We start from the raw sequence: 13,269 nt of genomic DNA, 5'->3' as shown, positions 1-13,269 counted from the left end.
GTATTAACCTTAAGTTTTAAAAAAGCCATCCCCGCCAGGGTTTGCAGGATTCTCAATGGAATATTGCGCACCATGGCCGGGCTGTTCCTGCTGATATTCGGCCAACAGCGCCTGATCATCAGCGCTCAAGGCAAGAGACGCCAGTAAATCCGGACGCCGTTGCCAGGTTCGCCCCAAGGCCTGCTTACGCCGCCAGCGCTCAATCTGGGCATGATGCCCGCCGAGCAACACAGGGGGAACATCCAGCCCGGCATAAGACTCAGGCCGCGTATAATGGGGACAATCCAGCAGCCCATCACTGAAGGAATCCTGCTGCGCAGAATCCTCATCGCCCAAGGCCCCCGGCAACAATCGGGCACAGGCGTCAATCAGCACCATCGCGGCCAGCTCACCACCAGACAGCACATAATCCCCGATGGAGTATTCCTCATCAACGTCCAGGGTGACAAAACGCTCGTCAATGCCCTCATAGCGCCCCGCAACCAGAATCAATCGTTGCTGACGGGCAAGCCGCGCCAGTTTTGCCTGATCGAGTAACTGACCTTGCGGCGTCAACAAGATGACCCGCGCCGGACGAGGATCTGCCGCTTTTGCGGCATGCACGGCATCCCGCAAGGGTGCCACCTTCATCACCATCCCAGGCCCGCCGCCATAGGGCCGGTCATCCACGCTGCGATGCCGATCCTGGCTATAATCACGCGGGTCCCAAAAGCACAGCTCCAGCAGGCCCCGCTGCAAGGCCCGACCGGTAATCCCGCAGCCACCCACCGCAGCGACCAACTCGGGAAAAATGCTGACAACCTCAATGCGCATCAGCGAGTTAGAATTCAGCATCCCAGTCAACGCGCAAAATCCCGTTCTCCATCTCCACCGCCAAAACCACCTGCTGACGGATATAGGGAATCAGTCGCTCACGCTCGCCTTTGACCACAAGCACATCATTGGCCCCGGTTTCAAGCAGATGATGCACCACACCCAGACACACGCCATCGAGATTCCAGACCTCAAGGCCCATCAAATCTGTCCAATAATGCGTATCTGCGGGCAATGGCGGCAACTGGGAACGCAATACCGCGACCTGCGCCCCGACCAACTCCAGGGCGGCGTCGCGATCCTCAATCCCCGCAAGTTGCACCACCACCTTGGGGCCTTGCAATTGGCCACCCAACACCTTAAAAGGTCGCCATTGGCCCTCAAGATTCAGGCGCAGCGGGTTATATCCCACAATGGCCTCACGCGGCGAAGTGGAAGAAAACAGCTTCAATGCCCCGCGCACCCCGAAAACGCCAGAAACCCGTCCTAGCAAAATCAGCCGGGAAGGGTCCTTATCCTGGGATATATGCACAGGAAGCAAACAACATCTGCAACATGAAACGGGCCGAGTGATTTATTGCGCGGGCGCGTCAGCGCCCTGCTTGCGAAATTCCTTCACTAGCTGCGCTGCACGGTCAGACAACTGCGCACCATTGGCAAGCCAATGATCCACGCGTGCCTGATCAAGCTGCAAACGCACCTCCTGACCGCGTGCCACAGGATTGAAAAACCCCAGGCGCTCAATATAACGACCATCACGGCGATTGCGTGAATTCGTGACCACAACATGATAAAAAGGCAGCTTCTTAGCGCCCCCGCGAGAAAGTCTGATAGTGACCATAGAGCTTTAAAACATCCGCTGGTTAAAGTAATGAAGTAAAAATTCGGCTAAACAGATAATTATACCTGACCCACGCCTAGAGGCAAGCGCAGACAAAAAACTCCGCATCCAGAGGCCAGCCGTCAACTACCCCGCCCGCAGCCGTGGCAATGCCTGTGCAAAACAGGTGGCAAGCATTGGCTTATTCCCATGTTTGTCAGTACACTCCACATAAACTATAAAACAACGTGGAGGAGCTCGACATGTGGGATTTTTTCCAAACCGTACACCACCGTCATTCCATTCGTCGCTATCAAACGGACATGCCCGTTGAAGAGGCCAAACTGCACGCCGTGCTGGAAACGGCGGTGGCGGCACCCTCGGCGGGCGATTTGCAATCCTATTGCATCGTCACCGTGCGCGAGCCCTTACTGCGCCAGGCATTAAGCAAAGCCGCCTATGATCAGGAATTTATCGCCGATGCCCCGGTGAGTCTGGTTTTTTGTGCGCATAATGAACGCTGTGCAGAGCAATACGGGGAGCGTGGCCGCACGCTGTATGCCATTCAGGATGCCACGATTGCTGCGGCCTATGCCCAACTGGCCGTCGTGGCGGCCGGCCTTGGCTCAACCTGGGTAGGTTTTTTCGACGAACAAGCCGTGCGCGATACCTTGGCGCTGGAGCCCGGCAGTCATCCGGTGGCCATCTTATGTATTGGCTATGCCGCCGAATTGCCCCAGGAGACGCCGCGCAAACGTCTGGATGATGTGGTCAAATGGCGTTAAATCGCCCACCGGCGATAGTTGGCTTATACCCTGTTTAGCGGGGGGCCGTACTATTCACCGCTGCAACCGCTTTGTCATACACGCGGTATAGACTAAAGGGCCGCCCTTCTGCCTTGGTGAATTACCTATGGATGCTGTGTGTCGTTCATTGGAAACAATCCTCAAAGAACGTGCGTTGAGCGTTTTATTCCAGCCCATTATTGCCCTGGAACCGCAGCATGTCTATGGCTTTGAGGGGCTGATTCGCGGCCCTGCCAACAGCGAACAGCATGCCCCGATCATGCTGTTTGCCAACGCCTTGCAACAAAACCTTCTGCTGGAGCTGGAATGTTTGGCGCAAGAAATGGTCCTCAAAAAATTCGCCAAGCAGGGTCTGCAAGGGCGTGTCTTTCTCAATGTCTCGCCCCTGCCGCTGCAACATCCGCACGGCATGCAGGGACAAACCTTGCGTCTGGTACAGGCCAGCGGTTTGCGTCCTGAGCAGGTGGTGATCGAACTCACCGAAACCATACCGCTGCACGATGAGCGCCTCTGGCATCACGCACTGGCCTATTACCGCGATCAAGGCTTTGCGGTGGCTCTGGATGCCTTGGGCAGTGGCTATCCCAGCGTGCGACTGTGGTCTGAATTACGGCCAGAATACGTCAAGATGGACCTGCATGTGGTGCAAAACATCCAGCAAGATGAGGCCAAGCGCCAGTTTTTGCGCGCCATGCATGAAATCGCCAGCAGCCTGGAAACACAGCTCATTGTCGAAGGCGTTGAGGTCATGGCCGAATATGATGTCATCAAAGGACTCAATATCCCCTTTGCACAGGGCCATTATTTTGCCCGACCGGCCAAAAAACCCGTCACCCACCTCAAAGCCATCGCAGGCGAACACAGCCAAAGCCCGCAGACCCATCAACCACAGCGCAGCCTTGGCGAAACGGCAGCCAGTTTATTGCGTGACAACGAAACCATTCACCCCGACCTGACCCTCAAAGAAACCATCGAATTTTTTCAGCGCTACCCCAAGCTGCACTGCCTGCCCGTGCTGCTCAATCAACAACCCGTGGGCATTGTGCGGCGCAATGAACTGTTTATGCTCTACGCCCGCCGCTTTACCCGGGAACTGCACGACCGCCGCCCGATTCGTTTTTTTATGCAGATGGATGTGCTGATCACCAGCGAAGATGAGCCGCTGGAATCCCTAAGCCATGCGATTACCAGCTCGCGTCAGGATGGCATTATCGAAGATTTTATGATCGTTGATCAGGCGGGCCGCTTTTTGGGCATCGGGCTGTTGGTCGATCTGTTGCAGACAATCACCGCCCTGCAAATCCGTTATGCCCGCTATGCCAACCCCCTAACCCAACTTCCCGGCAATGTACCGATCAATGAATACCTTAACCAGATGCTGCAAAAATCCTGTGAATTTGCCGTAGCCTATTGCGATCTGGATCACTTCAAACCCTTTAACGATTACTATGGCTATGCCCGTGGCGACGAAGTCATCCGCTCGCTGGGCACATTACTGCAAGCCGCAATACGCCATGAACACGATTTTGTCGGCCATGTAGGCGGAGATGATTTTGTCTGGGTCCTGGGCGGCACAGACTGGGAAACCCGCTGCGCCCAACTGCTCAAAGCCTTTGCAGCCATGGCCCCCGGATTTTATGATGAAAGCGAACGTCAGGCCGGCGGCCTGTCTGCCACTGACCGCCTGGGCCAGCAGCACTTCTTTCCGCTGCTAAGCCTGTCCATTGGCGTCACCTCCGTCACCCCCGGACAGTTTCAATCGCATCTGGACATCTCCAAACGCGCCAGCGAGGTCAAACATCTGGCCAAACAAGAAGCCGGTAACAGCCTGTTTATTGATCGGCGTGGACAAGACCCGGTGACCCTGTGCTGGGCTGAAGGGTTGAGCACCATGCCATCCGCCAACGAAGCGTCCTGAGAGAAGGCAGTGGCTGCGTGTGGTTAAAGACCGCGATTCAGCGATGCACCGCCATCCTCTACCCCATCCGATGCCTGCTGTGTGGTGCACCGGGACAGCCACCGCTTGAACTGTGCGCCTCATGCATTAAAAGCTTGCCGTGGCTGGGTCATGGCTGTCGATGTTGTGCGATGCCGCTGCCGCCTGCACAGATGGTATGCGGCGAATGTCTGCACGATCCACCGCCGTTTGATGCCAGCTATGCCGCCTTTCACTACCAGCCGCCGATTGATCGCCTGATCATCCAGCTCAAACACCACGACCGCCTGGCCTATGCCCGCGTCCTGGGTCAGTTGTTCATCCAGGCGCGCCAGGCCTTGCAGGAACCCCTGCCACCCAAATCCTGCATACTCCCCGTCCCTCTACACCGCTCGCGCCTGCGTGAACGCGGATTTAATCAATCCATGGAGCTGGCCCGCATGATTGCTCCGCCGCTGCACCTGCCGGTTTGTCCCGCCCTGGCCCAGCGCCAACGTGCCACCCAATTCCAGCAGGGCCTCAAACAACAGCAACGCCGACTAAATGTGCGCAACGCCTTTGCCGCATCTGGCACCCTCCCCGCACACATCATCATCCTTGATGACGTCATGACCACCGGCTCGACCTTACGTGAACTGGCGAGCACCTTAAAAAAAGCCGGCGCACACCAGGTCGAAACCTGGTGCATCGCCCGCACCAGTCATTAAACTCTGGACGCGCCGGGGTGGTTGTTTATTAAAAAAACCGGTAGTCCTGTAAATGGTAGTGTTGAATGTGGTAAGATGTAGAGGTGATGGGTTCTAAAGAGTAAAAAGCCATGCAGGTCCTTCGTGTCATTCAGAGAATGTGATTAAAAATGGCCGTATCCATAACCACAAGCCGAAATTCGCGTGCAAGGCGTGTGGTCGACAATTTGTCGAAAATCCCCAAAATCGAATCAGTGAGGATAAAAAAGCGCTCATTGATAAGCTCTTATTGGAAAGAATTTCACTAGCCGGTATCGCTCGGGTTGTTGGGGTTTGACAGCGTTGGCTACAAAGCTATGTGAATCAAAAATATAAAGAAACACCTCGGTCGGTGCAGGTAAAAAAAAACCTAAAGGGAAGCGTGTGATCCAATGCGATGAACTGTGGTCTTTTGTGGGAAACAAGCATCATAAACCCTGGGGTTGGTAAGCGATCAATCAAGATACGGGCGAAATTGTTGGCGTGTTTGTCGGGGATCGAAGTCGGCAAGGGGCCCAAGGGCTTTGGGAGTCGTTACCTGCGGTGTATCGTCAATGCGCGGTGTGTTACACCGATTTTTGGGAGGCCTATCTGGGGGTATTGCCTACACAACGCCATCGGGCCGTGGGTAAAGAATCCGGCAAAACCGCTGAAATTGAGCGCTTCAATGCCACATTAAGACAACGTGTATCTCGCTTCGTCAGAAAAACCCTGTCATTTTCAAAAAAGCTCGAAAACCACATAGGCGCTATCTGGTATTTCGTTCACCATTACAATGAAACCTTGTCTGTCGCTGCTGATTGACTATTCACTATATTGTGCAGGACTACCTTATATTTAATGGTGAAGATGCCGAGGTCGTCAATTATGAAGACTATCATTGAGGTGTCACAATGCTAATGCACAACCCTCCCCATCCAGGTGAGATCATTAAAGAGCTATATCTTGAGCCACTAGGTATCTCTGTTACCGATGCGGCCGAGGCGCTTGGTATAAGCAGAAAGACCCTGAGCGCAATTCTGAACGGTCGAGCTGGAATCAGTCCCGAAATGGCAGTAAGGCTATCTATCGCATTCGATACATCTGCTGAAAGCTGGCTCAATCAACAGTCTCAGTATGAGCTTTGGCATGCCGAGCAACATAGAAGCAAGCTTCAGGTTAAAAAATTGGTAGCGGCATGAGTAAGGCATATAATCGGTTAGCCGGGGGTTTTTCTCCCCTGGCCTCCACAATACTCCGCATGGGGCGTTTCCTCCGGAGTTCTAAAGGACCCTGCAAACAGGGTGACCTTCAACGCGGGTTACCCAACGCATCGCCAAGGCCGTTTCACTCGGTCGGGCGCATTATATCCGTTGAGACACGCGGGTCTCTCTTGTTGCCGGAGGTTCGGACCTTCACCGTGTCTCACCCATTACGGTCAGCATTTGGCGACGATGCCGTCTGCTGACTTCTGCCTCATCACGCCAGGTGTTACCGGTTGGCGCGCTGCCCGGGTCACGGTTAGGGTCTTGATGGTGATGACCAAGGCTTTCGCATTGGCTCTAAGTTCGAGTATCATGGATAAACAGGAGGCTATAGAGCAGATCTCGCCGGAATAAGAACATGAACTTTCTCGCCCGGGGGCTGAGCCTTCTATGCGATTTACTCGCCCCATTCTTGGGGCTCGCCCTTCAGGCCAGCCTGCGGCTGTTCAAAATCGCTCCCGGCGATTTTGTCTGTCCGTCGGCTCACACCTTTGCGCTCGGGCTTTCTTCAGACATTCCCTCACGGGTTTGCCCTTGCCGTCGGCGAGTAGTTACAATCGTCCACAGAGTGGACATCACAGGTACTCCTACAGGGGACTTTCACCCCATCAGTTCATGCCCATGTCGGGCGTACACAATCGCAGGCACAGCGACGGCTTTTTCATTGCAGCTGCGCTCCATTGCCGCTGGTGAGCTTGTCGTTAGAGAGTCACAGCAAAACTACCACGGAGAGAAGCATGATAAACCGCCCAATAGTTCTGAAACCCGCATGTATAAAAACCCTCTCCGCTGTCGAAGCCAGACCAGAGCGATCAAATCAGCATGAATTTAATGGCGTCAAACAGTTGAAAGATATGTTTGGCTTAGCTGGGTTTGAAAAAGCTGCAAAGTTTTCGATTCGAGGAACTGATATTGCCGAGCACGCCAATGTCACATGGTACGATGCACGAGAAAATCACCCTACAAGAACAGAGCATAGGCTTTATTTTCAGACCAATCGCGTTATGCAAAGAGCTCAAGAAGGCGACAACATTCTCATTGGCTTTGATAATCAAGGTGATCTCAACCTGATATTGATTCCTCGCGGAGCTGATGGCTTCCGTGAAAACGTGAATGCTTGGCAGCCTGCATAGCGCACACTTCGCTAACAAATCCGATGCCACTTCGTGGCCCACCTTAATTCGGGTGTTAGGGGCGACACGGATCAAGCATACAGTGCCTGCTTGCAAAAGGGAGCAAAAGCGGACATAATGCCCTGAAATATACCTAGATGGGGTTCCATGTATGCAACAGCCTGATACACTTGACTTGCTTCGCAGAGCAAGAGCAAGGTACACACAGAAACAACTAGCTGAAATTCTTGAGGTCGATGTAAGAACTGTCAGGCGCTGGGAAGTTCGAGAAAATGAGCCTCCCACTTACCTCTCCGATGCAATCAGGCAAAGAGTCCTTCCATTGGTAAACGACGTTGCCAATGACAACACCTCCTTTCGATTTATCGATCTGTTTGCGGGTGTTGGTGGGATACGCCTTGGTTTTGAGGCGTATGGTGGCCAATGTGTTTTTACCAGTGAATGGAACAAATTCTCACAACAAACTTATTTGGCCAACTTCCCAGAAACATCCAGCCATACATTCGTTGGCGATATTACACAAGTTGATGAAAGCGATGTACCCGATCATGAAATCCTGTTGGCCGGTTTTCCCTGTCAACCATTCAGCATAGCTGGTGTATCGAAGAAAAATGCTTTGGGTAGACCTCATGGTTTTGAATGCACAACCCAAGGAACACTTTTTTTTGATGTCGCAAGAATAATTGCAAAAAAAAGGCCAAAGGCATTTTTATTAGAGAACGTTAAAAACCTGCTTTCTCACGACAAAGGAAATACTTTCAAGGTTATTCTGCAAACCCTTCGAGAGGAGCTTGGTTACGAGGTTCACTATAAGGTGATTGACGGTCAGCATTTTGTTCCGCAGCACCGCGAACGAATTCTGATCGTTGGCTTTGATGGCAAAACAGATTTTTCTTGGGGTGACCTGAAGCTGCCTTCCAAAGGCTCAGTAACACTTTCTTCTATTCTTCATCCTCAGAATGGTTCTGAAGCCGAAGAAGATCCATACACAACCGGAGAAAGTGCCAAAGTGAACAGTAAATACACGTTAACTCCCAAGCTGTGGAAGTATCTACAGGATTATGCGGAAAAACATCGAAAGGCCGGGAACGGATTTGGCTTTGGGCTTGTAGATGGAGACTCTGTAACGAGAACCCTGTCAGCAAGGTACTATAAAGATGGTTCTGAAATACTTGTATCTCAAGGAAACAAAAAGCGACCACGACGGTTAACGCCACGAGAATGTGCAAGATTAATGGGGTTTCCGGACACTTTCAAAATTCCCGTCAGTGATACCCAAGCATACAGGCAATTTGGTAACAGTGTAGTTATGCCTGTCATGAAGGAGGTGGCGAGGATAATGGTTCCTCATATTCAAAGATTGTGTGATGAAAAAACTGCGAATATAAAACAAGCTTCATTATTTTCATGACAGACGTTGTTAATCCGGAAACGCGAAGCAGAATGATGTCCGGTATTCGGGGAAAGAATACCCGGCCTGAATTAGAGATTAGACGCCAACTGCATCAGCGCGGATTTCGATACAGGTTACATGACAAAAAACTGCCAGGAAAGCCTGATATCGTTCTGAAAAAATATAATGCAGTTATATTTATACATGGCTGTTTTTGGCATCGACACAACTGCCATCTTTTCAAGTGGCCGAAAACACGCCCCGACTTCTGGAAAAAAAAGATAAATAGAAACCAAGAAAATGACATTAAGACACTTGAGAATTTAAAATTCTTGGGCTGGCGAGTATGTATAGTTTGGGAGTGCTCTATAAAGGGCGCCTCGAAGAATATCCCAATGGTTTCAGAATCGATTGTGCGCTGGTTAAAAAGCAATAAATCCATGCTGGAGATTTCAGAGTGAAAAAAGGCTACTTGTCACAATATTTTGAAGGCGTAGCTGTTAAAACCTTAAGCGCAGTTGAAGCGGATGTGCTCACCTCAAACCAGCATGAATTCAATGGTGTCGAGGGGTTACGGAACATTCTTGGTGAGCCTGACGGGAAAGAAAGATACCAAGCAAGATTTTTATACCTGACAGATAATGAAGATGAGCCAATTATGGAGGAGGGCTTTCTTACGTGGTACGACGCTAGGCAAAGGGCTCGCTTGGAGCGTGGTGTCATGCGATGGGAGTACAGGCTGTACTTCCCGACCAATAAGGTCTCACAATGCGCTAATACAGGGGATGTTCTCGTAATTGCAAAACGTCCAGACAATACATTGCTCTCTATCGTTGCTGAAGCGGGAACAACGATATCACAGCAGGTTCTCTGGTTGTTTGGTATTTCTGATTTATCGCATCCGGGTTTCTCGGTGCGTGATGAGCTTGAAACGGAGCAAGACCGTATTGAGTTTGCATCCAGATTTATACTGGAAAGCCTTGGGATTCCTGTTGAAGTTTCTGAAGAAACTTATCTTGATGAAATGATAGATAAATTTTCTGGCCGGTTCCCAACGACTAGGGAGTTTTCTGCTTATGCCAGAAAAACACTCCCTGATATTCATCCTCAAGATGGCCATGATGAGGTTCTCATGGCATGGATGGAAAGAGAAGAAATACTGTTCAGAACTCTTGAAAAGCAAATTATTGGTGAGAGATTGGCGCAGGGCTTTGATGGTGACGTAGACGGTTTTATTTCTTTCTCTCTGTCCGTGCAAAATAGAAGAAAGAGCCGTGCAGGTCTTGCATTTGAGAATCATCTTGAAATTCTTTTTGAGGAGTGCGGAGTTCGATACGCCAGAACTCCTGTCACAGAGCAAAAATCAAAGCCTGACTTTATTTTCCCTGGAGTAAAGGAATACTACGACAAATCATTTGATTCCTTGCGTCTTACAATGTTGGGAGTTAAATCTTCTTGTAAAGATAGATGGAGGCAGGTTCTTGCTGAGGCAGACCGTATAGAAAAAAAGCATCTGCTCACTCTTGAAACAGCTATAAGCAAAAGTCAAACAGACGAAATGCAATCAAAGAAACTGCAACTGGTTCTTCCGCGTGGGTTACATAATACATATTCAGCTGAGCAACAAAGCTGGCTTATGGATGTTTCAGGGTTTACAACGCTTGTCCTTAATCGGCAATCAGATCATAGCTAAATGCTCTAATCGGGTAAGGGCGAGTTTTTCTCCCCCGGCCTGCACAACACCCCGCATGCGGGTCCGCACGGGGCGTTTCCTCCGGAGTTCAAAGGACCATGCAACCATGGTGACCTTCAACGCCATAGGTACGTTGGTCCACACTGTGGACATCTCAGATGCTCCAGCAGGAAGCCTTATTGTTGCGTGATGCGCAACGCGCTAGCATTGCCTCGTGATCAAATCATTCCGTCACAAAGGACTGAAGCGGTTCTACGCGACTGGCAGTACGTCTGGCATACAGCCGGATCATGCCAAGAAGCTGCGTATGCAGCTGGCTGCTCTGGATACTGCCACTTCGGTGGAAGACATGGACATCCCTGGTTTTCGGCTTCATTCATTGAAGGGAAAGGACAAAGGCCGGTGGTCGATTCGGGTTGACGGAAATTGGCGCATAACGTTCGAATTCCAGGACGGCAACGCCTACATTCTTGATTATGAGGATTATCAATAATGGCCATGCATAATCCGCCGCATCCGGGTGAGTTCATTCGCCAGGTGTATCTGGAGCCTTTCGGTATTAGCTCTCGTCAGCTTGCTTCGAGTCTGGGTGTTTCGCCCTCCACGTTGTCCAGGCTGCTCAAAGGAGACAGTGGTATCAGTCCCGAAATGTCTCTGCGGCTATCCAAGGTTCTTGGGCGTACTCCTGAAAGTTGGCTCGCGATGCAGGATATGTACGATCTTTGGGTGGCCCGCAAAACGGTCAACCTGGATGACATTCACCCTCTGGACTTTGAAGCGGCTTAATCGGATAGCCGGGGGTTTTTCTCCCTCGGCCTCCACAACACCTCGCATGCGGGTCTGCACGGGGCGTTTTCCACCGGAGTTCAAAGGACCCTGCAAACAGGGTGAACTTCAACGCAGGTTACTTAACGCATCGCCAAGGCCGTTTCAGCCGGTTGTGCGCATTACGTTCGTTGAGACACGCGGGTCTCTCTTGTTGCCGGAGATTCGGGCCTTCTCACCGTGTCTCACCCATTACGGTGAGTGCTTGGCGACGATGCCGTCTGCTGACTTCTGCCTGATCACGCCAGGCGTTACCGATTGGCGTGCTGTCCGGGGCACGGTTAGAGTCTGGTGTTGATGACCAAGGCTTTTGCATTGGCTCTTAGTTCGAGTATCATGGAAACACAGGACGCTATAGAGCAGATCTCGCCGGAATAAGAACATGAACTTTCAGTCCATAACCGCCGCATTTACCCTATCTGTTCCAAATCGCACCCGGCGATTTTGTCTGTTCGTCGGCTCGCACCTTTGCGCTTGGGCTTCCTTCAGACATTCCCTCACGGGTTTGCTCTTGCCGTCGGCGAGTAGTTACGGTCGTCCACGGAGTGGACATCACAGGTACTCCTACAGGGGACTTTCACCCCATCAGTTCATGCCCATGCCGGGCGTACACAACTCGCAAGAGCAGATCTTGGCTGCGCTGTGCTCCGCCAAGACTGCTCAGCTTTATTCGTTATGCGGAAAAGAGAGGATCTAAACACTGATGGATAGCTTGCTAAGCGGTATCTTGGGTGCTTTGATCGGTGTTTTATTAGGGCATCGGCTTGCAATCGCGCTTTATAAACAGCGTGCTAAGTATATTGAAAAAGCATTCTACAATGAGTTTGAAATAATCCGGGATGACTTTATTCATTGGTTTCCCCGTTTGGCAGAAGAGTATCGCGAACCGCTAAAGGATGAGTATTCTGGACCTGGTACTCTAGATCTGAAGTTGGTCGAAAGCCTTGTTGTAGAGCTTGCCGGAACAGATAAAATAATAAGTCCTGATCAAAGAATGCTGCTATCTCGGCTAGACCGGATGATTGATAATATCAAAAGAAAAGACCAGGTACGTGACGCTCAGATTAAAAAATGGATTGAGCACGGCGAGGCAATTGAAAAATCTGAGCGTATTAAAGTTCGGAATGAAATTACTTTTCGGACTGGCGAACTGTTGGTGGACACTGCTCAGGGAATCTATTTTTTAAGCAAATTGGTTGAGGAGCGGGACAAGTTCACGATCGTAAGAAATGGCTCTATTTTATCTTTCTTTGAATATTCCTGTAGGGTTTGTGATATGGAATTTAATGAAAACGATTGGAGCTTCATAATAGAAAGGCTGGGTCTAAATTGACATTGTGGTCATCGCGCATAACCAGGCCAATCACCGCGACAGCTTTTACATTGCGGCTGCGCCTCCATTCCGAAGCTGCGCGTGTTGGCGGCGTTAAGCCTATAAACGAAGAAGGAGAGTCACATGGCCGATAACTACCAAATTAACTGTATCAACAAGACAGACCGTCAAAGTGCTCATGAGCGAATCAGCCATGTCGGAGGAGTTAATCGCGACGACTCGCGGTGGAAATTAACTCTAGATAAGGCTATTGAAGGGATTGAGTCTGGAAAATGGAGATTTTATGTGAGTGTCAATGAAAACTCGGTTTGGGTCATCGTTTCAACAAGTGCAAGTGGTAGAAAATACCTTAAAACAGAGAACGACGGTGAACAACCCAATAATCTTCTCAGCCTGCCTGAGTGCCCATAGGCTTAATCGGATAGCCGGGGAGTTTTTCTCCCCCGGCCTCCACAACACCTCGCATGCGGGTCTGCACGGGGCGTTTTCCACCGGAGTTCAAAGGACCCTGCAAACAGGGTGAACTTCAACGCAGGTTACTTAACGCA

Annotated in this window: 15 protein-coding genes and 1 pseudogene; 13 read left to right on the top strand and 3 right to left on the bottom strand. The window is 50.9% G+C overall.

Annotation, left to right across the window (positions count from 1 at the left end):
• Positions 1-9: 9 nt before the first annotated feature.
• From trmD to rpsP, 3 genes are read right to left on the bottom strand one after another with little or no spacing between them, the layout of a single operon-like run.
• A complete protein-coding gene (gene trmD / locus THISIDRAFT_RS03660) occupies positions 10-813 on the bottom strand; it encodes a tRNA (guanosine(37)-N1)-methyltransferase TrmD (RefSeq protein WP_083824617.1) in 804 nt (267 codons plus the stop codon).
• 7 nt (positions 814-820) lie between these two features.
• Entirely contained in the window at positions 821-1,345 is a 525-nt protein-coding gene (gene rimM, locus THISIDRAFT_RS03655; protein ID WP_006787590.1) for a ribosome maturation factor RimM, read from the bottom strand.
• Between the two features lie 42 nt (positions 1,346-1,387).
• Positions 1,388-1,654: a 30S ribosomal protein S16 gene (rpsP, locus tag THISIDRAFT_RS03650; RefSeq protein WP_006787589.1), complete on the bottom strand. Its 267-nt coding sequence runs from the start codon at positions 1,652-1,654 to the stop codon at positions 1,388-1,390.
• A gap of 242 nt (positions 1,655-1,896) precedes the next feature.
• Here rpsP and THISIDRAFT_RS03645 point away from each other — a divergent pair, with 242 nt between their 5' ends.
• The 13 genes and pseudogenes from THISIDRAFT_RS03645 (at position 1,897) to THISIDRAFT_RS03585 (ending at position 13,132) form a co-directional block, all read left to right on the top strand.
• Entirely contained in the window at positions 1,897-2,418 is a 522-nt protein-coding gene (locus tag THISIDRAFT_RS03645; protein ID WP_006787588.1) for a nitroreductase family protein, read from the top strand.
• Positions 2,419-2,545: 127 nt separating this feature from the next.
• On the top strand, positions 2,546-4,357 hold the full coding sequence (locus THISIDRAFT_RS03640; protein WP_006787586.1) for a bifunctional diguanylate cyclase/phosphodiesterase: 1,812 nt from the start codon (positions 2,546-2,548) through the stop codon (positions 4,355-4,357).
• 17 nt (positions 4,358-4,374) lie between these two features.
• On the top strand, positions 4,375-5,082 hold the full coding sequence (locus THISIDRAFT_RS03635) for a ComF family protein (protein WP_050984892.1): 708 nt from the start codon (positions 4,375-4,377) through the stop codon (positions 5,080-5,082).
• 139 nt (positions 5,083-5,221) lie between these two features.
• Positions 5,222-5,904: pseudogene (locus tag THISIDRAFT_RS03630) on the top strand (IS1 family transposase).
• A gap of 89 nt (positions 5,905-5,993) precedes the next feature.
• Positions 5,994-6,281: a HigA family addiction module antitoxin gene (locus THISIDRAFT_RS03625; protein WP_006787583.1), complete on the top strand. Its 288-nt coding sequence runs from the start codon at positions 5,994-5,996 to the stop codon at positions 6,279-6,281.
• Positions 6,282-7,081: 800 nt separating this feature from the next.
• Positions 7,082-7,477 (top strand): hypothetical protein, encoded by a 396-nt coding sequence (locus THISIDRAFT_RS03620; protein WP_040852396.1) that lies wholly within the window; start codon positions 7,082-7,084, stop codon positions 7,475-7,477.
• Positions 7,478-7,628: 151 nt separating this feature from the next.
• Positions 7,629-8,888: a DNA (cytosine-5-)-methyltransferase gene (gene dcm / locus THISIDRAFT_RS03615; RefSeq protein WP_006787581.1), complete on the top strand. Its 1,260-nt coding sequence runs from the start codon at positions 7,629-7,631 to the stop codon at positions 8,886-8,888.
• A complete protein-coding gene (locus THISIDRAFT_RS15290) occupies positions 8,885-9,331 on the top strand; it encodes a very short patch repair endonuclease (protein ID WP_040852393.1) in 447 nt (148 codons plus the stop codon). Before dcm ends, THISIDRAFT_RS15290 begins: the two co-directional genes overlap by 4 nt.
• Entirely contained in the window at positions 9,328-10,563 is a 1,236-nt protein-coding gene (locus tag THISIDRAFT_RS03605; protein ID WP_006787580.1) for a type II restriction endonuclease, read from the top strand. The genes THISIDRAFT_RS15290 and THISIDRAFT_RS03605 overlap by 4 nt, the downstream gene beginning before the upstream one ends.
• Before the next feature lie 214 nt (positions 10,564-10,777).
• Complete coding sequence (locus tag THISIDRAFT_RS03600) at positions 10,778-11,056, top strand: type II toxin-antitoxin system RelE/ParE family toxin (RefSeq protein WP_040852390.1); 279 nt, start codon at positions 10,778-10,780, stop codon at positions 11,054-11,056.
• Positions 11,056-11,349: a HigA family addiction module antitoxin gene (locus THISIDRAFT_RS03595; protein WP_006787578.1), complete on the top strand. Its 294-nt coding sequence runs from the start codon at positions 11,056-11,058 to the stop codon at positions 11,347-11,349. Before THISIDRAFT_RS03600 ends, THISIDRAFT_RS03595 begins: the two co-directional genes overlap by 1 nt.
• A gap of 742 nt (positions 11,350-12,091) precedes the next feature.
• A complete protein-coding gene (locus THISIDRAFT_RS03590) occupies positions 12,092-12,721 on the top strand; it encodes a hypothetical protein (RefSeq protein WP_006787577.1) in 630 nt (209 codons plus the stop codon).
• 123 nt (positions 12,722-12,844) lie between these two features.
• Positions 12,845-13,132: a DUF3892 domain-containing protein gene (locus THISIDRAFT_RS03585; protein WP_006787576.1), complete on the top strand. Its 288-nt coding sequence runs from the start codon at positions 12,845-12,847 to the stop codon at positions 13,130-13,132.
• The last annotated feature ends 137 nt before the right edge of the window (positions 13,133-13,269 follow it).

It is taken from the genome of Thiorhodospira sibirica ATCC 700588 (assembly GCF_000227725.2).
GTDB lineage: Bacteria > Pseudomonadota > Gammaproteobacteria > Ectothiorhodospirales > Ectothiorhodospiraceae > Thiorhodospira > Thiorhodospira sibirica.
This window is presented reverse-complemented; position numbering and strand designations above follow the sequence as displayed.

Coding starts and splice junctions, on each gene's coding strand:
- THISIDRAFT_RS03625 (WP_006787583.1), top strand. CDS start 5,994: ATGCTAATGCACAACCCTCCCCATCCAGGTGAGATCATTAAAGAGCTA.
- dcm (WP_006787581.1), top strand. CDS start 7,629: ATGCAACAGCCTGATACACTTGACTTGCTTCGCAGAGCAAGAGCAAGG.
- THISIDRAFT_RS03645 (WP_006787588.1), top strand. CDS start 1,897: ATGTGGGATTTTTTCCAAACCGTACACCACCGTCATTCCATTCGTCGC.
- THISIDRAFT_RS03585 (WP_006787576.1), top strand. CDS start 12,845: ATGGCCGATAACTACCAAATTAACTGTATCAACAAGACAGACCGTCAA.
- THISIDRAFT_RS03640 (WP_006787586.1), top strand. CDS start 2,546: ATGGATGCTGTGTGTCGTTCATTGGAAACAATCCTCAAAGAACGTGCG.
- THISIDRAFT_RS15290 (WP_040852393.1), top strand. CDS start 8,885: ATGACAGACGTTGTTAATCCGGAAACGCGAAGCAGAATGATGTCCGGT.
- THISIDRAFT_RS03595 (WP_006787578.1), top strand. CDS start 11,056: ATGGCCATGCATAATCCGCCGCATCCGGGTGAGTTCATTCGCCAGGTG.
- THISIDRAFT_RS03620 (WP_040852396.1), top strand. CDS start 7,082: ATGATAAACCGCCCAATAGTTCTGAAACCCGCATGTATAAAAACCCTC.
- THISIDRAFT_RS03590 (WP_006787577.1), top strand. CDS start 12,092: ATGGATAGCTTGCTAAGCGGTATCTTGGGTGCTTTGATCGGTGTTTTA.
- rpsP (WP_006787589.1), bottom strand. CDS start 1,654: ATGGTCACTATCAGACTTTCTCGCGGGGGCGCTAAGAAGCTGCCTTTT.
- trmD (WP_083824617.1), bottom strand. CDS start 813: ATGCGCATTGAGGTTGTCAGCATTTTTCCCGAGTTGGTCGCTGCGGTG.